Below are 20,900 nucleotides of genomic sequence, written 5' to 3'. Positions count from 1 at the left end.
GCGTCGGTGATCGCCTCCAGGCCAAGGATCGCGGAGATCGCGTCGAAGAGCTGGCTCTGCGTGCCGGCGGTGAGCCGGCCCAGCTCGGCGGCGGTGAGGAACGGCCGGTACAGCTCCAGCGGACGCGCCAACCCCAGCTCGGCGAGATCGGTGTGCCGCCCCCGGTCGCTGGCGACGGTGACCTCCGCGGCGCCCAGTTCCGCGCCGGGCACCCACGACCGGGACACCCGGATCGGCGTGGCGACCCCGTCGAGGCGCAGCTCGACCCCGATCCGGCACGGGTCGGGCGCGTGCAGGTTGCGCCACCCGGCCCGCCAGACACTGGTGCGGTCCGCCCAGCGGGCGCTGTCACCGGTCAGGGCCAGCTCCACCGCCTCGGCGAAGCTCGACTTGCCCGAACCGTTGCGGCCGACCACCAGGGTCAGCCCCGGGCCGGGCTCGATGGCGAGGGTGCGTTCCGGGCCGACGCCCCGGAACCCGGCGACGGTCACCGAGGAGAGCCAGATCTGCGCCGGCGGCTCCCCACTGCCCGGGTTGCCGAGGTCCAGGGTGGTCTTCCCGCCGTCGAGCGCGACGGCCAGGTCGTCGGTGCTGCTGAGCGCGGCGAGGACCAGCTCGGCGGTGTCATCGGGTACGTCGTCGGCGGTGAGCCGGTCGAAGATCAGCTCGGCCAGTGGCTCCGTGCGGCGAGTGGGAAGGTCCTGTGTCGTGGGGGAGGGCTGACGGGGGAGCGGCATGTCGTCTCCAGGCGCGTGGTCTCCGCGGGCCGGCACGGCTGTCGGCCCGCCCTGAATGAGCGGGGAAATGCTGTGGAGCTGATGTCGTGGGCGGATCAGGGGTTCTGCCCGTGGCTGTAGAGCTGCCCCGTTCGTGCGACCGGGTTGTCAGCGGGCGGGGCGCCACTCGCCGCAGCCCCGGGAGCTGAAGGCGTAGTCGGAGGAGCGGATGGTGACCTGCACCCGCAGAGCGCTGTTGGTGAAGTAGTTGTCAATGATGTCGCCGGAGCGGTTCTGCCGCTCCCAGTAGCAGCCGTCGACGTCGGTGGTGACGTACGTGCCGGGCTTGATCTCCTTGCCGATACGGAAGGTGCCGGGTCCGAAGAGCCGACCGTCGGCCTCCAGGTCGACGTCGACCTGGCCGCGCTTGACCGCCTCGCGCCACGTCTTCGCATACGGATGCTTCGGGCAGAGCATCAGCGCGGCGTTGATTTCGCGGATCTGATCCGCGCTGGCCGCGAACCCGGCCTCGGCATAGCCGTCGTCCGGGTCGACCGCCGCGCAGATCTCGTACAGCGTCGAGACGTCCTGGTCGTCGTAGCCGGAGGCCTTGTAGGCGGCCTTCTCGGTGGGGGAGACGATGGTGATGGCGCCCTCGATCTCGCACGAGGTCGGCTTCGCCGGCCAGACCTGGCTGAAGTCGGGTCTGCCGTCCCCGCCCGGGGTGACGGGGAGTTCCGAGTCCCACGCCTCCCCGGTGTTGCATGCAACGGTGATGGGCACCTGCTGTGGAGTGTTCTTCGCGTCGTCGGGGTAGGCGTCGACGCCGTCAGCCAGCCCGTCGCCGTCCCGGTCGACCGGAGGGGGGCTCGCCGTGGGGGACGGGCTCGTCGAGGACGTGAGGCTGGCCGATGCCCTCGGCGCGCTGTTGGTGGTCTGCGGGTCGTTCCCGCAGCCGGTCAGTACGCCGGTCGCCAGCACGGCGGTGAGCAGCAGGAGACCCGCTCGGCGACGGCGCAGTCCGGGACCGGCGCAGGAGCGGATCGAGGTGACCGTCGAGGGGATGGCGGTGCCCTGGTCAGTGAGAACCATGATCGTCTCCAGGCGTGGGAGGTCCGCGAATGTCGGTCAGCGGGGAACGGTTGCGTGCCAGTCGCGCAGGAACGCCTCGACCAGGGCGTGGGCCCGCGGGCGTACGTCGAAGGTCTCGCCGAGCCGGCGGCGCGCCATGTGGGACAGGGCGTCGGCCGCCTCGTTGAGGGCGTGGCCGCTGTGGCCCTTGACGTGCGCGAAGGCCAGGTCCGGCCGCCGGCTGACCAGTTCGGCGAGGCGCACCAGGGTCGGCTGCGCGGCCCACCGGCGCGGCCGCAGGCTGTAGCCGGCCGGCATGGCACCGGTCTCGCCGGCCTGCCAGCGGTGCAGGTACCGCAGGGCGGTCAGGCTGTCCAACAGCACGGTCATCCCGGCCGGCGCCTCGTCGTACGCCGAGAGCAGGAAGTCGACCGCCCGCAGCTCGTTGATCAGGACTCGCGAGACGCCCGTGGGATCCATCCGGCCGGTGCCCCGGCTGAGCAGGCCGTAGTGCCCGTCGCTGACGACGTACCCGAGGCCGCCGGCGCGTGCCTTCCAGCTGGCGTCGGTCGCGGCGACCAGGGCGGTGGACGCCCCTGCCCAGCGGCCGATCCGGCCGCGGCCCCGCTGGTGGTCGCTCGGCTGCGGCCGGCAAACCGAGCCGTGCCCGGCGGCCTGCCGCTCCGCCGAGTCGAGGAGTTGGCCGGCCGAGGCGAGCTCGTCGTAGTGGGCGGCGGTGAGTGCGAGCCGTACGCCGTCGCCGATTCGCTGGCAGTCCTCGCAGCGGGTCACCCGGGCGTAGGCGCGCAGCGCGGCGGCGCGGTCGTGCAGGGGATCGGGGAGCAGGTCCAGGGCGCGGAGGAACTCATCGGGACGCACAACGCCTCCTGACGTCTCATGAAGGGGGGAGGGGTCAGAGGACCTTGATCGAGTCGACTTGAAGCAGCGGCACGGTCGTCTCGCCGCCGATCTGGGTGTCGTAGCTGAACGAGCTGAGCACCGTGACGTTGGCGCGGAAGATGTCGTCCTGCACGAGGTTCTCGAGGTCGGACGACAGGCCGGTGAGGAGCGTGTTCGTCTCGTAGTCGTACTCGTCGGCCATCCGCCGGTGCGCCACATCGGCCCGGAAGTTGTCGACGCCCGTCGCGGCGTCGAACTGGGTGACTCGGCCGTAGACCACGTAGGTCTTGCCGATGTGCGCGTCCGGGTTCTTGGCGATGAGCTTCCACTGCCGCTCGCTCAGCGTCTTGTAGGACGGCGGCTTGGGCGGGGGAGCGGCCGTCGTCGGCGAGGGCGCCGCACTGGTCGGCGCGGCCGTGGTCGGAGCGGCGCTCGTGGGGGCGGCCGTCGTCGTGGCGGGGCTGCTCGGCGCGGCCGACGTCGAGCTGTTCGCGCTGGCAGCAGGGCCGGCGTCGTCGCCGGCCACCGTGCCGATGGCCACCGCGGCGCCGAGGGCGATGACGAGGGCGAGGCTGCCGACGGCCCAGGGGCGGACGGTGGAGCGCTTCGCCGGGCCAGGGGTCCCGACCGGGGCGCTGCCGGACGGAACGGTCACGTCCGGAGCCGGCACTTCGGCGTCGGCCGCCGGAGGCGTGGTCTGCGGCGTGTGCGGTTCCTGTGCGGGCTGCGGCTCGTCGGCCGGTTCGTCGGAGGGCTTTGGGTCGGTCGGATCGGTCACGGCGGGCACTCCTATGTGAACTGGCGAGGTGATCTGCGAAGGCTGGGGAAGAGAGGGGCGGGCGGGTTCGCCCGCCCCGACGAGACGGCGGAGGGTCAGCTCAGGGCGACGGTGATGCCGCCGGAGAAGGCCGAGTCGTGCAGCTCGAGCTTGGTGAGCTTGACGTTCTTCGGAATGTCGAAGACGAAGACGCCGGTCACCTGGTTGCCCGGGTTGATCTCCTCGAAGAAGGTGCTCTGGTCCTCGTTGGCGTAGATGCCGGCCTCGGTGTCGGACGAGTACTCGGTGCCGTCCGCGGCGTAGGCCTTCTGGCTGCTTCCGTCGAGGGTCTGCGGCTCCTTGCCGATGTTCTTGACGTTGATCGTGACCAGGCAGAACTGGCCTTGGGCCTTGTCGCCGAGCATCGAGGTGCCGACCTTGGCGAGGCCGCACTTCGACGACTTCACCGTGAACTCGAACTTCCCGTCCCGGGCCGGCTGGCCGATCTTCGCGGTCTTCGGCGCCTTGTCCTCGCCCTTGGCATCGCCGCTGCCCGAGCTGCTGGCGGTGTCGGTGGATCCGGAGCCGCAGCCCAGCGCGACGACGGCGGTGGCGATCAGGGCGAGGGTCGTGGTCTTGCGCATCGTTGTCCTCCTGTTGTGAACGTTGCGGCGTCAATAAGAGCATCGTCCGACAACTCTGTCAACAGACGCGACGAACCTTGACAGGGGTGCGACACTTTTGACGTGAAGACACCGACCGTCACCGCCGCAGAGATCGCTCGGCTCGCCGGGGTCGGTCGCGCCGCGGTCAGTAACTGGCGCAAACGGCACCCCGACTTCCCGGCGCCGGTGGGCGGCACCACGGCCAGCCCAGAGTTCGACCTCATTGAGGTCGAGCAGTGGTTACGCGGCCAGGGCAAGCTTCCGGAGCTGTCTCGCGCCGATCGGCTCTGGCAGCACCTCGCCGCGCCGAAGGAGACCCCGGCCGCCGCGCTCTCCGCCGTGGGCGCCTTGCTGCTCGCCCGACAACGCGGCGAACGTCCCGGTCCCGGCCGGGCCGACGCCCACCTCTCCGCCCTGCGGCCCGACATCGACGCCCTCGCCGACGAACTCGGCCCCCAGGCCGCCTTCGACGAGCTGTGGCGACGCTTCTCCGCCCCCGGCCCAGGCCGACCCTCCGCCACCCCCGACGAGCTGGCCGACCTGATGATCGGGCTCGCCGGCGTCGATGGCGGCTCCGTTCTCGACCCCGCCGCCGGCTCCGGCGCCACCCTTCGGGCCGCCGCCCGCGCCGGCTGCACCTCGGCCCACGGGCAGGAGCTCGATTCCGACCTCGCCAAGCTCGCCGGGCTCTGGCTCGCCCTGCGCGAGGTGCCCGGTGAGGTCATCCCGGGCGACTCGCTGCGCGCCGACGCCTTCGCCGGCCGCACCTTCGACGCGGTGGTCTGCCACCCACCGTTCGGCGCCACCAACTGGGGCGACGAGGCGCTCGGCCACGATCCGCGCTGGATCGTGGGCACGACACCCCGTACCGAACCGGAGCTGGCCTGGGCTCAGCACGCTCTGGCCCACCTACGGGTCGGCGGGCATGCCATCCTGCTGATGCCGCCCACGGTGGCGGGCCGGCGAGCGGGCAAGAGGATCCGCCAGGAGTTGCTGCGTCGGGGGCACCTCCGCGCCGTGATCGCACTGCCGCCCGGGGCGGCGGCGCCGCACGGCGTACCACTGCACCTGTGGGTGCTGCGCCGCGCCGCGACAGACGCCCAGGCCCCGACGCGGGCGCTCTTGGTGGACGCCGCTGGCGGCGACCTGGCTGAGGTATTCCCGCGCATTCTGGCCACCTGGCGGGCCTTCGCCGAGGCTCCGGCCATGGAGGTCGAGGAGGCCGGCTTCGCCCGCACGGTCCCGGTGATCGAGCTCCTCGACGAGGAGGTCGACCTGACCCCCGCGCGCCGACAACTCGCTGTCAAGATAGGGCCGAGCGGGGAGCAACTGGTACGCACGACGAAGCGGCTCGCCGCGATCGTCGGCGACTTGCCGGCATTGATGCCGCAGGTCCGACCGGCGCCGGGCGGGACGGCCACGCCACTCACGCTCTCGATCGCCGAGTTGATCCGCACCGGCGCCCTGGAGCTGATCGGCCCGATCCGCCCGCTGTCGGCCGGGGGGGAAGACGACACGGCTGGTGAGTCGAACGGCGCACCGGTTCTCACCGGGCGTGATGTGATTTCCGGTACCGAGGCGTCCGACCGTGACGACGGCAAACTGCCTGAGCGCGTTCCACTGATGGTCGGGGACGTGGTCGTGCCGGCCGCGGCACGCTACCTGATCGCGAGGGTGATCACCTCGGAAGGATTGCTGCTGGGTGGCCACCTCTTCCTGCTGCGTCCCAACCCGGCCGCGCTGGACCCGTGGTTCCTGGCCGGGCAGCTCCGCAGCTCAGCCAACGACAAGCAGACGACCAGCCTGTCTGGCACCCGCATCGACATCCGGCGAGCCCAGATTCGGCGGCTGCCGCTGGAAGAGCAACGGGCGCAGGGGGAGGCATTCCAGCGGCTCCTCACGTTCGAGTCGGCTGTCGCAGAGGTGGGGTCGCTCAGCGCCGAGCTGGTGCGACTCGCCGCGGACGGCCTGGCTGCCGGCACACTTCGCCCCGAGGGCGGTGCACAGTGACCGCGCACCCGAACGACCCGGCGGGGGAGCAGCCCTGCGACTACCGGAACGTGCTTCCCGACGACGCGTCGGACTACGACAGGGGCGTGGTGGAGGGCGGCCTCACCGCCGAGGAGCAGGACTGGCTCAGGCGGCAGCGCCGCGAGTGGGAGGCCCGGTGTGGGGGTGGGCCACTCAGCGCTGAGGAACTGGTCGACAGGCACACGATCGACGTTGTGCCGGCACGCTGGGCCAGGTTCGCCGAGTACCTGCCCTTCGAGACCGACGGTCAGGCGTGCCTGCCGCTGAGCCGACGTGCGGTGACGGACGTGGCGCGCGAGTGCCGCGGAAGCGGAGCCTGGCTGCCGCTGCTGGTCACCTCCTTCGCCTGGGGCTGGGGCAAGCGTGGTTTCGGCCCGGCCCGGCTCTCCTGGATCCTGAACGGCCGAGGGCCTCTTCCCGGGCTGTCCCCCGGCGAGATCGACAACCGGCTGGCTGCTGCCGTCCAGGTCCTCGACGACCAGGGCGGCCGTGACGCCTACCAGTTGTTGTTGGAACGCAGCCGTATCCCCGGATTCGGGCCCGCCTTCTTTACGAAGTTCCTCTACTTCGCCATCAGGACGGACGACGAGCGGTGCCTGGCACCGATTCTGGACAAGCGGCTTGCGCGGCAGATGTGGTGCTTCTGGGAGCGACGCGCTGGTGAAGCTTATGCGGTGAACGGCCCCGCAGCCCGGTGGCTCTGGCGAGGACCACGCTGGTCGTCCCGCCGCTATCAGGTGTACCGGGCCTTCATGTGTCGGGCCGCCGTGCAGCTGTCGGCGTCCGGAGAGCGATGGACGCCGGAGCTGGTGGAGCTGCTGCTCTTCCGGGGCGAGCCCGACGACGGACCCGACGGCCAACAGTGTCGCGTACCTGACTGATCAGTCGGATTGACGAGACGCCGGCGGGAGGATCCTCTTGCTGTCCGGCTGGCCTGTGAAGTGAACAAACAAGCCTTTCGGTGGACTGTGACCGTGTCAGTACGGGCGTACGGTGCGGGTCGGATTCGTGTGGGGCGAACCAACAATGGGGGAAAGATGCCGAGCGTAATGACGGCAAAGCCGGAGATCGGCAACCTGGTCGCGGTACGCGGCCAGCGCTGGGTGGTCAGCGACGTGCAGGAGGGCGAACACAGCAGCCTGGTCAGCCTGCAGAGCGTCGAGGACGGCCGCTACGGCCACCACCTGGACGTCATCTGGGAGGTCGAACCGGGGCGCCAGGTGCTGCCCAGCGGCTCGCTGCCCGACGTCACCGAGGGGAAGTTCGACTCGCCGCAGCGGCTGGCCGCCTTCCTCGACGCCGTGCGCTGGTCGGCGGTCACCTCCGCCGACGTGAAGACGTTGCAGTCCCCGTTCCGCTCCGGTGTCGCGATCGAGGACTACCAGCTGGAGCCCGTGGCCCGCGCGGTCGACGCGCCCCGGGTCAACCTGCTGCTCGCCGACGACGTCGGCCTCGGTAAGACCATCGAGGCCGGCCTGGTCGCCCAGGAGCTGCTGCTGCGCCAGCGGGCCCGGCGCATCATGATCGTTTGCCCGGCCGGTCTGACCCTCAAGTGGCGCGACGAGATGGCCGAGAAGTTCGGCCTCGACTTCACCATCATCGACGCCGAACGCTGCGCCACGGTCCGCCGTACCCACGGCTCGGCGGCGAACCCGTTCGAGGTCTACCCGCTGAGCATCATTAGCCTGCCCTGGCTGCGCGGGCAGAAGGCGCAGCGCCTGCTCGACGAGGTGCTTCCCGCCGACGGCCCCACCTACCCGCGCACCTTCGACCTCTTGATCCTCGACGAGGCGCACCACGTCGCCCCGGCAGCCCCCAAGCAGGTCTACGCGGTCGACTCGCAGCAGACCAAGCTGATCCGCCGGCTGGCACCGCATTTCACCCACCGGCTCTTCCTCTCCGCCACCCCGCACAACGGCTACCAGGCGTCGTTCACCGCGCTGCTGGAGATCCTCGACAACCAACGGTTCGCGCGGGGCGTCGAGCCGGACCAGTCCGCGGTGCGGGACACGGTCGTCCGGCGGCTCAAGCGCGACGTCACGGACGCCGACGGAAAGCCCCGCTTCGTGGAACGGGTCGCCACCGCGATCCCGGTCACCTACCCGGAGAGCGAGCGGCAGATCCACGCCCTGCTCACCGAGTTCGCCGAGCTGCGACGTAAGCGGCTGCACTCCCAGCGTGGACGCAAGGCGACCGACCTGGTGACGCTGCTGCTCAAGAAGAGGCTCTTCTCCAGCCCCGCCGCGTTCGCGCACACCGTCGGCGTCTACCTGGAGACCCTGCGCAGCCGCAAGGCGCCCGCCGTCCTGCCGGCCGACGACGACGTGCCGGAGTGGATGGAGGACTTCTTCGACGACGTCGCCACCTACGCCGACGACCAGCTCGCCGAGGCCGAGGACGACGCGCTCGGCCGGACCCGGGCCATGCAGCCCGACGCCACCGCCGACGAGATGGCCCTGCTGGAGAAGATGTACCAGTGGGCCGAGGCGAAGGAGGCGCTGCCGGACGCCAAGGCCAAGGAGCTGATCACCTACCTCAGCGCGGTCTGCAAGCCGGATGGCCGGCACTGGACCAACGAGCGCGTCGTGGTCTTCACGGAATACCGCGACACCCAGATCTGGCTGGCCGAGCTGCTCCGCCAGGAGGGTCTGGCCGGGCAGGGGCTCGTGCTGCTGCACGGCGGTACGCCCGCCGAGGAGCGGGAGCAGCTGCGGCTGGCTTTCCAGGCCGACCCGACGAAGCAGCCGGTGCGCATCCTGCTCGCCACCGACGCCGCCAGCGAGGGCATCGACCTGCAGAAGTACTGCCACCGGCTGGTCAACTACGACATCCCATTCAACCCCAACAAGCTGGAACAGCGGATCGGGCGGGTCGACCGGTACGGCCAGACGACCGCCCCCGAAATCAAGCACTTCGTGGGCAGCGGCTTCGGCAAGGCCGTCGACTCCTACGAGGCGGACCTGGAGTTCCTGTCCCGGGTCGCCACCAAGGTGGCCCGGATGGAGGCCGACCTCGGCTCGGTCAACGCCGTGCTCGCCGAGGCCGTGCAGCGCCGGATGCTCGGCGAGCAGGTCACCGTGGACATCGACAAGGCCGGCAAGGCCAAGAGCACCCGCAGCCTGCCCACCGAGGCCAACCTGCGTGAGCAGGTGGTCCGGCTCCGGGCGGAGCTGGACAAGACCGTCGAGGAGCTGGGCATCACGCCGCCGGCCGTCAAGCGGGTCGTCGACACCGCGCTGGAACTGGCCCGTCAGCAGCCGCTGAAGCGGCACATCGACGACCGGCACCTGGTCGACGGCCTCTACACCGTCCCGCCGCTGACCGGTTCCTGGCAGCGGGCTGCCGCCGGGTTGACCGCGAAACTGCAGCGCGACGACGAGCCACCTCGACAACTGCCGGTCACCTTTGAGCCGGCGGTGGCGAAGGGGCAGGACGAGATCGTGCTCGCCCACCTGAACCACCCGCTGGTCGCCATGTCGACCCGGCTGCTGCGCGCCGCCGTCTCCAACCCGGACATCGGGCTGCACCGGGTCACCGCCGTGGTCAGCGACGACCCGGCGCTGGAGGACGTGCTGGTCGGGGCGTACTCCCGGTTCGTGCTGGTCGGCACCGACGGCGTGCGGCTGCACGAGGAGGTCCTCTACGCCGGTGGCTGGGCGCCCGAGCACGGCCGGTTCCGCCGGCTGGAGAACCTCGGCACCCTCGGCGGCATCCTCGACCGGGCGCTCACCACCGGCAGCGCGGCCTCCGGCCTGGTTGAGGCCCGGCTCGCCGAGCGCTGGCCCCGCGTCGCCGACGGACTGCTCTCCGCCATCGACTGGCGTGCCGCCACCCGCCACGAGGCCCTGAAGCGCAAGCTCGACCAGCGGCGCGAGGCCGAGCAGCAGCGCATCATCGACAACCTCGACCAGTTCGCCGCCACCCTGCGCGGTGCGCTCGCCGACGACGACGCCGAGGACGCGCTGTTCAGCGTCGCCGTCGCCGCGAAGAGCAAGGAAGAACTCGCTCAGTACCGCAAGGATCGTCAATCCTGGGAGGAACGCTTGTCGGCCCTGCAAGTCGAGCGCGACCGCGAACTCGACGTCGTCGCCGCCCGCTACCGCGACCCGAAGCCGCACCGGTTCCCGGTGGCCGTGGTCTTCGTCGTGCCGAAGCGGGAGGCCATCCGATGAGCCGTACCTTCCGACGTCCCGCCGCACCGGACGGCGCCGAGCAGCACCGCAACTGGCTGAGCCTGGTCGAGGTCAGCGGCCCGTTCCTGAGCCTGCCGGTGCTCCGCGCCACCTGGCCGACTCTGGACGCGCTCGACAAGAAATCCCGGGAGCGGCTGCGCCAGGAGCACGCCACCTGGCAGGCCGACACCGCCGCGGGCCAGCAGCCCTGGATCGAGTACGTGCTGCGTGAGCTGCTCAGCTGGGGCGACACGCTGCACACCGACGGCCTCGACACGCTCGTGCACACCGTCGCCGAGCACGACACCGAGCTGCGCCCGTCGTTCGCGCTCGTAGAGCCGGGCGAGGAGGTCAAGCCCGACAGCGTACGAATGCTGGGCATGATCTGCCCGGCCGGCAGCCAGCCGACCGCCCGGATTCGTGATTCCGCGTGGGCGGCGACCCCGGTCGACCGGCTCGCCCACCTGTGCCGCCACCACAACATCGAGCTGGGTCTGGTCACCGATGGCCGCTGGTGGACCCTGGTCTGGGCGCCGCGCGGCGGCGTCACCACCACGGCGGTCTTCGACGTCGTGGCGTGGCCCGAGGCGGCCGAGCGCGACGTGGTTCGCGCGTTCGCCTCGCTGCTGTCCCGGCACCGGTTCTTCAGCGTCCCCGATGCCGAGCGGCTGGTGCCGCTGCTGCGAGCCAGCCTCGGCAGCCAGGAGGAGATCACCGAGGCGCTCGGCGTCCAGGTCCGCCAGGCCGTCGAACTGCTGGTGGCCGCGATGGGCCGCACCGACGTGCGGGACCGGGAACTCGGTGGGCGCGGCCTCCAGGACGTCGACGCGCACGAGGTCTACCGCGGCGCGGTCGCGGTGATGATGCGGATCGTCTTCCTGCTCTTCGCCGAGGAGCGCAAGCTGCTCCCCGCCGACAACGAGCTGTATGTGAAGGCGTACTCCGCGGGGCGGCTCTGCGCCGAGCTGGAGCAGCGGGTCATTGAGGGCAGCGAGGAGGACCTGGAGCACAGCTCCGCCGCCTGGCACCGGCTGCTCGCCCTGTTCAACGCCGTCTACCGGGGCGTCGATCACCCCCGGCTCACCATGCACGGCCACGACGGGTCGCTCTTCGACCCGGAGGCCACGCCGTGGCTGCCGCTGACCATCGACGACCGGACTGTGCTGCACATGCTCCGCGCCGTGCAGTACGTCGAAATCGGCACCGGCCGGTCGCGCGAGCGCCGCACGCTCAGCTTCCGCGCCCTCGACGTCGAGCAGATCGGGTACGTCTATGAGGGCCTGCTCGCCTTCGAGGGTTTCCGTGCCGAGGACGTCACCGTCGGGCTGATCGGCAAGGAAGGGCTAGAGGAGGAGGTCGCGCTCGCCGACCTGGAAGCTCTGGGTGAGCGGGCGTCCGAGGTGCCCGCGCTGGCCAAGGCGCTCGCCGAGAAATACAAGGACTCGAAGATTGGGTCGGTCGCGGCGCTGACCAAGCGGCTGGCACCGCTGGACGGGGTGGAGCGCGAGGAGGCCCGCAAGAAGTTGCTCGCCGTCACCGGCGGCGACTATCCGCTCTCCGAGCGGTTGCTGCCCTTCGTAGGGGTCATCCGTGAGGATCTGCGCGGCCTGCCCGTGGTGATCCTGCCGGGCGCGCTCTTCGTCACCGAGTCGGCACTTCGCCGCAACACCGGCACCCACTACACGCCGCGCTTCCTGGCCGAAGAGGTGGTCGAGGGGGCGCTGGAGCCGCTCGTCTACGAGCCCGGGCCGTTGCAGACCGCCGACAAGTCACAGTGGAAGCCGAAGTCCAGCAAGGAGATCCTCGCCCTCAAAGTCGCTGACATCGCCTTGGGGTCGGCGGCGTTCCTGGTGGCCGCCGCTCGCTATCTTGCCGGCCACCTGATCGAGGCGTGGTCGCGGGAAGGGGACGAGCGGGCGCTCGCCTACCAGCAGCGTGGATTCGACCGACCGGTGGACGTTGACGAGGACCCGCTGGTGGTGGAGGCGCGGCGGCAGGTCATCGAGCACTGCCTGTACGGGGTGGACATCAACCCGATGGCCGTGGAGATGGCGAAGCTGTCGCTCTGGCTGGTCTCCATGGATCCGCAGCGTCCCTTCACCTTCCTCGACGACCGCCTTGTCGCCGGCGACTCCCTGCTCGGCATCACCTCGCTCGATCAGCTTGAGTACATGCACACGGACCCGAAGAAGGGCCGAGAGCTTCACGAGAGCGGCATTTTCGACTGGACGTCCGGCGTGCGTTCGCTAGTCACCGAGGTCGCCGCCGAGCGCCGCAAAATTGGCGAGGTTGCTTTTGGCGGCGACCAGATGGCCGCATTGACCAAGAAACGCGAACTTCTCTGCGCCGCGGAGGCGATGTCATCCCAACTCCGCTTCTTCGCCGATCTAGCGGTCGGCGCTGCGCTCGCCTACGCATCCAAGGGTGAAAAGGGCCTGAACGCGGGGTCACTCCAGGCAGCCAAGCTTGCAAATGATGTCGCTTCGGGCCAAGAGGAGTCGGTGGCGAAGCGAGAGCGGGCAACGTGGCTAGCCACCGACCACGTTTACGGCTCGTTCGACCGAAACCCCCTGCACTGGCCGTTGGTTTTCCCTGAGGTTGTTGAGAAGGGCGGCTTCGATGCCATAATCGGCAATCCACCGTTCCTAGGTGGAACCAAAATCACTGGCCCGTTTGGCTTAAGCTACCGAGAATACCTGGTGTGGGCGGTCGCAGGCGGCCATCGTGCTGGAGGCCGATGTGACCTGGTTGCCTATTTCGTGCTTCGCGCACATCGGTTGCTCAATAGGCGGGGGCAAGCCGGCCTCATTGCAACTAACACCTTAACCCAAGGCGACACCCGTGAGGTCGGGTTGGATAGGCTTGCGATCGATGGGGTGACGATTAGGCGAGCTGTCAAAAGTCAGCCATGGCCCTCAAGGTCTGCTGCCCTTGAATATTGTGCGTTGTGGACAACTCAAGCGCCGCTTAACGATGAGGCGAAGTGCGTCCTCGACGGGGTCGCGGTACCGGGTATAACGACTTCCCTTGATGCTCGGTCGCGCGTGAGCGGCAGTCCACAGCGTCTCTTGGCGAACGGTGGATTCTCCTTCCTCGGCCTGTATGTGCTGGGTATGGGATTCACGATGGAGCCACAGGAGGCAGCCGCTCTCATTCGGCGGGATCCTCGTAATAAAGAAGTTCTTCTCCCCTTCCTTAACGGCAAGGACTTAAACTCTCGGCCAGATTGTAGTGCGAGTCGGTGGGTCGTCAACTTTCACGATTGGTCTGAGGAGCGAGCGAGCGAGTACGGAGAAGTCTTTGCTATTGTTCAAAGTAAGGTGAAGCCCGAGCGGCAGCGGCGGAAGGCGGATGGTTCCTACGTGCTAAGGAAGCCGTTGCCGCAACGGTATTGGCAATATGCGGAAAAGCGGCCGGCCCTGGTGAAAGCGACAGCAGGATTGGCCCGAGTAATCGTGATTGTGCAGATTAGCAAGTCGGTCATGCCTGCAATGGTGCCGACTGCGCAAGTTATTAGCAGCAATAACGTCATTTTCGCCTCGGATGACCATGCTGTTCTTGCCCTGCTGTCTAGCTCTGTTCACTACTGGTGGGCAATACATCATGGTTCGAAGCTAGAGACTAGGCCGATCTACACGCCATCTGACGTGTATGAAACTTTCCCATTGCCGAATTTGACCCAGGAAATGCGGGACCTTGGGGAGCGGCTTGACACGTTTCGACGAAACGTGATGTTGAGTCGGCAAGCTGGGCTTACCGCGACTTACAACCTGGTCTTCGATCCAGACTCTCGGGATGAGGACATCCTGGAGTTGCAGCGCATCCACCGGGCAATTGACGAGGCGGTGTGCCGCGCCTACGGGTGGGACGACCTAATGACAAATGGGCTCGATCACGGCTTTCACAAGGCGGGTGTTTATATCCGATACACGGTGGGCTCTACCGTCGAGCGCGAGATTCTCGACCGGCTGTTGGAACTGAACCACCAGCGCTACGCCGAGGAGGTCGCCAAGGGCCTGCACGACAAAAAGGCCGGCCGCAAGGCGAAGACCAGCGAACTGGGGCTGTGGTGATGGTCGACGTACAGGGCGGACTCTTCCCGCACCCCCGTGGCGAGCAACAGGCACTTTCGCTGTCCGGCAGTGACGACGCCGACCAGCAGGCGCTCATCCCGCCGCTCGACGTACCGCAGACGTTCCCCGATGTCAGCTCCTACCAGGTACGCGACGAGCTGGAGGAGCTAATCGGGCGGGACCTGCTCGGCCCGTGGGACGGGGAGCGGGAGGAGTTCCGCCCCGGGGCGATGGGACCGCGCGAGCGCTACCTCGTCGGCATGCTCGGGCCAAAGCAGCGCCCCAGGTCCGACCGTCGCGAAGCGGCCGAGGTGGCGGACGTGGACGCCGCCGTCCAGGGCGACGGCGCGGAGGCCGAGCTGCCCGAGGTCGTCACCCCGCAGAACCTGGGCAAGATGTGGGCCTCGTCTATGGGGTTGTCGTTCGCCGTCCCCGGCGATGTCGACGTCCTGACGGTGACCGCCGACTGGGGTCGCTACGACCTGCGCGAGTCCGAGGACGACAAGGGCAAGAAGCGCCGGGTCTGGTACCGCGAGCCGGTGTCGTACCGCAAGGAGGTCCGCCTCGACAGCGAGTCGTCCTACCGGATGCCGCTGACGGTGCCGGACGAGGACGATCCGGGCGTGCACCTGGCCGTCGAGGTCCGGCCGCGCGACGGCCGCCGGGTGGTGCAGCTCGCCCTGATCAATACCCAGCTGGAGGCGACCAGCAACGGTGACACGGCCTGGTTATTCCAGGCCGCCCTGACGGCGAGCGCGTTGGATGGCGCCGCCGCCGTCTTCCTGCCGATCGACGACCCGCTGGACGGGGTGCAGGGCGTCGGTGACGACCTGGAGGAGACGCACCTGCGGCTGCTCTACCGGTCGCAGCGCCGCTATGCCTCCGGCCGCAACGTCGCCGTCCACCCGTCGGTGCGCGAGGGCGAGCGGTGCGCGTACCAGCTCGCCACCACCTGGCTGCCCACCCACAACGTGCCGGCGACCGTCGCCCAGGTCGGCGCGGACAGCGGCCTGGCGGGCGTGGAACTGTCCATGGACGCCCTCGTCACCGCCGACATCGACCGGCTCCGCACCCGGCTCGCGCCACTGGCCGACGGGTACGAGGCCTGGCTGGACGAAGAAGAGGCGAAGATTCCTGGCCTGCCGGAGCCACTGCGCCCGGCCGCCGTGACCGCCGTCTTCAACGCGCGCCGGGCCGCCGAGCGGATCCGGGCCGGCATCGCACTGCTGACCGATCCGGAGATTGAGAAGCACGCCGACGCCATCGCCGCTTTCCGCTTCGCCAACGAGGCGATGGCGCTGCAACGTCGACACAGCGAGGTTGCCCGGCTCCGCGAGGAGCAGGGCCTGTCGTACGCCAAGGCCAGAGCTGCCATCGATGCGCGCGGCGTCGCAGCCGCCTCCTGGCGCCCGTTCCAGCTCGCCTTCGTACTGCTGAATCTGCCGTCGATCACCGACCCGGCGCATCCGGAGCGGGCCGCCGACCGGGACGCCACCGTCGACCTGCTCTTCTTCCCCACCGGTGGTGGCAAGACGGAGGCCTACCTCGGGCTGACCGCCTTCACCTTCGCGATCCGCCGTCTCCAAGGCGTGGTCGGTGCCGGTGCCGACGCCCGCAGCGGCGCGGGCGGTGTGGCCGTGCTGATGCGGTACACGCTGCGGCTGCTCACCGCGCAGCAGTTCCAGCGGGCCGCCGCCCTGGTCTGCGCCGCCGAGGTGCTGCGTCGGCAGGCGGAGAGCACCTGGGGTGCGGAGCCGTTCCGGATCGGGCTCTGGGTCGGTGGCGGGGTGTCCCCGAACTGGTTCCCCGAAGCCGCCGAGCAGATCGCGGAGGCGCGCGAGGTCGGCAACGGCAAGTTCACCAACGTCCTGCAGACGTTGAGCTGCCCGTGGTGCGGGTCGAAGCTGCGCGCCGAGCGTGACCTGACCGTCCGCGAGGACGAGCGGCGGGTGCTGCTCTACTGCCCGGAGGCCGAAGGCCCGGACGCCTGCCCGTTCTCCCGGACCCGCTCCGCCGAGGGCCTGCCGATCCTCACCATCGACGAGGAGATCTACCGGTACGCCCCCAGCCTGGTCATCGCCACCGTCGACAAACTCGCCCAGTTGCCCTGGCGGGGCTTCGCCGGGATGCTCTTCGGCCGGGTCCGGGAGCGTTGCCCCCGGCACGGCTACCGGCACGACGACCTCGACGCGAAGACCGGCTGCGGGGCCCGGCACAACAAGAAGGGCAAGCTGCCGGCCGTCACCAGTGAGCCGGTCGTTCGGCTGCGCCCGCCGGACCTGATCATCCAGGACGAGCTGCACCTCATCTCCGGTGCGCTCGGCACCATCGTCGGCTTGTTCGAGGCGGCCGTCGACCAGCTCTGTACCTGGTCGCTGCCGGGCGGCCGCGAGGCCGGGCCGAAGATCGTGGCATCCACGGCGACCACCAAGCGGGCCCGGGAGCAGGTGCTCGGCGTCTTCGGCCGACAGCTCGCCGTCTTCCCGCCGCCGGTCATCGACATCACCGACACGTTCTTCAGCCGGCAGGTACCCGTCACCGTGCAGAACCCCGGCCGCCGCTACCTGGGCGTCTGCGCACATGGGGTCCGGATGAAGTCGGCGGAGATCCGCCTCTCCGAGATCCTGCTCATCGCCGGGCAGACCCTCTTCGACACCTACGGGCAGCCGGCCGACCCGTACATGACCACCGTCGGCTACTTCAGCGCCACCCGTGAACTGGCCGGCATGCGCCGTCTCCTCGACGACCAGGTCACCACCCGCGTCCGCAGCCACGGCCGGCGCAAGGGCCTCTCCGACCGGATCGCCGGCACGCAGATGCTCAACGTGCAGGAACTCACCTCCCGGGTCTCCTCCGCCGACATCAGCGAGGTGCTCAAGCGGCTGGAGAACGGTTTCGACCCGGAGCTCGACACCTCTGCCCGACGGCGGGCCGTGCTGGAGGACATGCGGGACGCGTTCAAAGCCAAGACCACGTCGAACCCGAAACTGTCCCTACATGCGGTTACCCAGAGCTTCTACCGGCGGCAGGACGAGAACCGGGTGCCCGTCGACGCGGTGCTCGCCACCTCGATGCTTCAGGTCGGCGTCGACGTGTCCCGCTTCGGCCTGATGGTCGTCACCGGGCAGCCGAAGAACACCGCCGAGTACATCCAGGCCTCCTCCCGGGTCGGCCGCGACGCGAAGCGGCCCGGTTTGGTGGTCACCCTCTACAACTGGACCAGGCCGCGGGACCTGGCCCACTACGAGGACTTTGAGTACTACCACGCGACCTTCTACCGCCAGGTGGAGGCGCTGTCGGTCACCCCGTACACCCGGCGGGCGCTGGACCGGGGCACCACCGCGACCCTCGTCGCGGCCGTGCGCAACGGCGAGGACAGCTTCTCCCGCAACACCGACGCCCACGACGTGCCGCTCGACGGTCCGGAGGTGCAGCGGGTCATCGGCCGGCTGTTGGCCCGCGCCGAGGCGATCAGCGGGACGCGCGGGCGCGACTACCTCCAGGAGCGGATCAACACGCTCCGCGACGAGTGGAACAAGAAGAAGACCGGCTCGTCTCGTCTCGGCTACTCGGAGGGGACGTTCAAACAACAGAAGCTCGATGGTCTGCTGACCGTGGCCGGTGGCGGGCGGTGGACCGGCCTGACGGTCGGGCAGTCCATGCGGGAGACCGAGAACGAGATCAACCTGGTGCTGCCCGCCGGCGGGGAGATCTTCAACCCGCAGTACGGGACGCCGGAGTGGTCCTTCGGCCCGCAGACCGACGGTAAACGGGATGAGGACCTGCCCGACGGGGATGAGCTGGGCGAATCGACGCTGACCGGGAAGGGCAACTGATGGCCGCCAACTACTTCCGGCGGGTCGGTGCCGTCCGCCCCAGCCACCTGATGTTCACCACCGGGGTCGGCGCGATCGTCGACCTGCCCAACTTCTCCGTCCTGGTCCGAGGGCTCGACGACTGGAACTACTCGGTCGTGCCCGGCTGGGAGGAGATCGTGGAGCCTCGGCTGCTCGCCGCCGTGCGGGCGCTGGGATTGCGTTCGGTCAAGGAACTGCGTCCGGCGCCGTGGCTAAACGGTACCGACCGGGAACCGACCGGCCCGGCCGGCCGCGTCGGGGTGCCCATCACGCCGTTTCCCGGCTGGCTGCGCTGCACCGCCTGCGACGACCTGGCGCCGATCGACTCGAACGTCTTCGGCTTCGAGAACTCCAAGCCGCGTAAGCCCCACGAGGCCCGCTTCTTCCACACCGTGTGCAGCCGCAAGAAGTCGGGGCGCAGACCGATGGCGGTCGGCGCCCGGTTCGTGCTCGCCTGCACCGCCGGTCACCTCGACGACTTCCCGTACGCCCACTTCGCCCACCAGGGCGGCGCCTGCCCGAACGCCAGCCATCCCAAACTGAAGATGGACGACCGCGGCGGCAACCTGGGTGCCAACGTCGAGATCAAGTGCGCCCCCTGCGGTGCCCGCCGCAACATGAAGGAGGTCCTCGGTCCTCGAGGCGCGGAGAAGCTTCCCCGCTGCCGTGGCCGCCGGCCGCACCTGGGCGACTTCGACCCGAAGGGCTGCGGCGGTGCCGAGCTGAAGCTCCTGGTCGTCGGCGCGTCCAACCAGTGGTTCGCGCAGACCCTCTCCGCCCTGGCCGTGCCGCGCACCGGCGCGAGCGAACTCCAGGCCAAGGTGGAACAGCACTGGGCCGCCCTGGAGGGTGTTCCCAACGTGGACATGCTGCCGTACCTGCGCACGGTCGTGCCGGCGTTCCGCGAGCTGGAAAGGTGGAGCGACCAGGAGATCTGGACGGCGATCGAGCGACACCGCACCGGCGCCAAGGGCGACGAGGAGGAAAAGGGCTACCCCGACCTGCGTACGCCGGAATGGGAAATCTTCTCCGCCGGGCAGCTACCGCCGGCAACGGACGACTTCACCCTCCGCCGCGACCCTGACGGTGTGCCTGGCGAGCTGAAGAACGTCTACGCCGACGTGATCCAGGCCGAACGGCTGCGCGAAGTCCGCGCGCTGGTCGGCTTCACCCGACTCGACTCGCCCGACCCGGAAGACCCCGACCTCGTCACCCGCGCGTCGCTGACCAAGGCGGCGGCGACCTGGGTGCCGGCCAGCGAGGTACGCGGAGAGGGCATCTTCCTGCGCCTGCCGGAGGACCTGCTCGCCGCGTGGGAGCAGCGGATCGAGTACACCGAGGTCATGCAGGAACACCGGGACGCGTACGCCCGGTTCCGCAAGAACCGCTACTCCGGTCGCATCGCCGGACCGTTCGACCCGATGCACCTCTGGCCGGGGGAGCGCTACATCGCTCTGCACACCCTGTCGCACCTGCTGATCCGCACCATCTCCCTGGAGTGTGGATACAGCTCGGCGAGTCTCTCCGAACGGATCTACTCCGGTACCGAGGCCGACCCACAGCGCGCCGGCATCCTCATCTACACCGCCGTGCCGGACGCCGAAGGCACCCTTGGCGGCCTGGTGTCTCTGGCCGAGCACGACTCGCTGGTCCGGCTCACCCGGCGGGCCCTCGCCGACGCCATGCACTGCTCGTCGGACCCGCTCTGCGCCGAACGGCTGCCCCAGGACCCGGCGGACTTCCTGCACGGGGCCGCCTGCCACGTCTGCCTCTTCGTCTCCGAGACGACCTGCGAGCGCGGTAACCGGTTCCTGGACCGGCGGTTCGTCGTACCGATCGACAAGCCGGACCTGGCGCTCTTCCCTGAGCTGCCGTGACCTGGCGTCCGGCGTTCGAGGCGGCGGCCGAGGCCGCGGTGCACCGGCTCGGCCCGGGACACCTGCGGGTGCTGGCCGACCGCCTCGGCGACGGCTCGCCGGAACAGGCCGTCCGGCACGCCGTCCCGGTGCCCGGCTTCGCGGAGGCGGCCGGGGCGGTGCTGGGCGCGCAGCGCGCCTCCGGGTTGCCGGGCGTGGAGGCGGCGGCCTACCTGCGTGGGCTGGCCGCCGGGCACGCGCAGCGGTCAGCGGCGGTACGGATCGAGTCGGTGTGGAGCGGGCCGAGCACCCACCCGGTGCCGGTCCGCGCCACCGCCCAGGTGCTGGTCGACCTGATCGCGGAGGCCCACGTCGAGCTGCTGCTGATGACGTACTCCGCCAAGCCCCACTCGCCGCTGCTGGCCGCGCTGACGGCGGCGGTCGCCCGCGGGGTGGCCGTGACCATCGTGGTCGAGACACTGGCCGGAGCCGGCGGAGCGTTGAACGGCACCGAACCCGCCGCTGCCTTCGCGAACCTGCCCGGCGTCCAGTTGTGGCACTGGCCGGTCGAGCAGCGGACCGAGGACCACGCCAAGATGCACGCGAAGATCGCCGTCGCCGATCGCCGAGTGTTGTTGGTGTCCAGTGCCAACCTCACTCAGTCCGGGGTCAACCGCAACATCGAGGCGGGGCTGCTGGTGCGCGGCGGCACCGCACCCCAACGGGCGGCCGAGCACATCGCGGAGCTGCAGACCCGCGGGGTGCTGGCCCGGCTGCGGACCTCCGGACAGGGATGGTGATC

The 20,900-nt window shown here is 69.7% G+C and carries 12 protein-coding genes; 7 read left to right on the top strand and 5 right to left on the bottom strand.

Features of this window, described 5'->3' with window-relative positions:
• From NCC78_RS04095 to NCC78_RS04075, 5 genes are all read right to left on the bottom strand, one after another.
• The coding region (locus tag NCC78_RS04095) for an AAA family ATPase (protein ID WP_250791809.1) at positions 1-737 on the bottom strand (737 nt) is incomplete at its 3' end.
• Positions 738-884: 147 nt separating this feature from the next.
• Positions 885-1,808, bottom strand: a complete 924-nt coding sequence (locus tag NCC78_RS04090; protein ID WP_250791808.1) for an Rv1352/Rv1906c domain-containing protein — start codon at positions 1,806-1,808, stop codon at positions 885-887.
• A gap of 36 nt (positions 1,809-1,844) precedes the next feature.
• A complete protein-coding gene (locus tag NCC78_RS04085; protein WP_250791807.1) occupies positions 1,845-2,666 on the bottom strand; it encodes a ribonuclease HI in 822 nt (273 codons plus the stop codon).
• 34 nt (positions 2,667-2,700) lie between these two features.
• Entirely contained in the window at positions 2,701-3,465 is a 765-nt protein-coding gene (locus NCC78_RS04080) for a hypothetical protein (protein WP_250791806.1), read from the bottom strand.
• A 95-nt stretch (positions 3,466-3,560) separates the two neighbouring features.
• The gene (locus NCC78_RS04075) at positions 3,561-4,088 is read right to left on the bottom strand and encodes a DUF4352 domain-containing protein (protein WP_250791805.1); all 528 of its coding nucleotides are present in this window, start codon (positions 4,086-4,088) and stop codon (positions 3,561-3,563) included.
• Positions 4,089-4,190: 102 nt separating this feature from the next.
• Here NCC78_RS04075 and NCC78_RS04070 point away from each other — a divergent pair, with 102 nt between their 5' ends.
• The 7 genes from NCC78_RS04070 to drmC all read left to right on the top strand — a co-directional run bounded on the left by NCC78_RS04070 (position 4,191) and on the right by drmC (position 20,898).
• Positions 4,191-6,119 carry an N-6 DNA methylase gene (locus tag NCC78_RS04070; RefSeq protein ID WP_250791804.1) on the top strand — a complete coding sequence of 643 codons (1,929 nt, stop codon included), beginning with the start codon at positions 4,191-4,193 and terminating at the stop codon, positions 6,117-6,119.
• Complete coding sequence (locus NCC78_RS04065) at positions 6,116-7,021, top strand: 8-oxoguanine DNA glycosylase OGG fold protein (RefSeq protein ID WP_250791803.1); 906 nt, start codon at positions 6,116-6,118, stop codon at positions 7,019-7,021. The genes NCC78_RS04070 and NCC78_RS04065 overlap by 4 nt, the downstream gene beginning before the upstream one ends.
• A 168-nt stretch (positions 7,022-7,189) precedes the next feature.
• Positions 7,190-10,312: a DISARM system SNF2-like helicase DrmD gene (gene drmD / locus NCC78_RS04060; protein ID WP_250791802.1), complete on the top strand. Its 3,123-nt coding sequence runs from the start codon at positions 7,190-7,192 to the stop codon at positions 10,310-10,312.
• Positions 10,309-14,385: an Eco57I restriction-modification methylase domain-containing protein gene (locus NCC78_RS04055; protein ID WP_250791801.1), complete on the top strand. Its 4,077-nt coding sequence runs from the start codon at positions 10,309-10,311 to the stop codon at positions 14,383-14,385. The genes drmD and NCC78_RS04055 overlap by 4 nt, the downstream gene beginning before the upstream one ends.
• Entirely contained in the window at positions 14,385-18,221 is a 3,837-nt protein-coding gene (gene drmA / locus NCC78_RS04050) for a DISARM system helicase DrmA (RefSeq protein WP_250791800.1), read from the top strand. Before NCC78_RS04055 ends, drmA begins: the two co-directional genes overlap by 1 nt.
• Entirely contained in the window at positions 18,221-20,119 is a 1,899-nt protein-coding gene (drmB, locus tag NCC78_RS04045; protein ID WP_250791799.1) for an MrfA Zn-binding domain-containing protein, read from the top strand. Before drmA ends, drmB begins: the two co-directional genes overlap by 1 nt.
• On the top strand, positions 20,116-20,898 hold the full coding sequence (drmC, locus tag NCC78_RS04040) for a DISARM system phospholipase D-like protein DrmC (RefSeq protein WP_250791798.1): 783 nt from the start codon (positions 20,116-20,118) through the stop codon (positions 20,896-20,898). Before drmB ends, drmC begins: the two co-directional genes overlap by 4 nt.
• Positions 20,899-20,900: the final 2 nt, after the last annotated feature.

Source organism: Micromonospora phytophila (assembly GCF_023656545.1).
Taxonomy (GTDB): domain Bacteria; phylum Actinomycetota; class Actinomycetes; order Mycobacteriales; family Micromonosporaceae; genus Micromonospora; species Micromonospora phytophila.
This window is presented reverse-complemented; position numbering and strand designations above follow the sequence as displayed.